The sequence below is a fragment of the Rhodovarius lipocyclicus genome, from assembly GCF_009900765.1.
GTDB lineage: Bacteria > Pseudomonadota > Alphaproteobacteria > Acetobacterales > Acetobacteraceae > Rhodovarius > Rhodovarius lipocyclicus.
In genome coordinates this window covers 1-247 of the sequence record NZ_JAAABL010000107.1, presented here as the reverse complement: position 1 = coordinate 247, position 247 = coordinate 1, and the positions used below count along the sequence as shown (strand labels likewise).

General features: G+C 70.4%; 1 protein-coding gene. It reads left to right on the top strand.

Going from position 1 to position 247, the window contains the following annotated elements:
- Positions 1-247, top strand: a 247-nt coding sequence (locus GT007_RS22120) for a DDE-type integrase/transposase/recombinase (protein ID WP_236571807.1), incomplete at both ends; no start/stop codon positions are given.

The window sequence follows — 247 nt, the reverse complement described above, 5'->3', positions numbered from 1 at the left end:
CGCCACGGCCTGCTGGACCCGGCCGAGGCCGCCTCTCACCGCCCCCACCAGCGCTTCGAGCACGCGGCCCCCAACGATCTGTGGCAGATGGACTTCAAGGGTCACATCCCCACCGATGCCGGCCGCTGCCATCCGTTGACGGTGCTGGACGACCACTCACGCTACTCGCTGGGGGTGATCGCCTGCGGGGCTGAGAGCCTGGGCGTGGTGCAGGGCCACCTGAGCGGCCTGTTCCGCCGTTATGGCC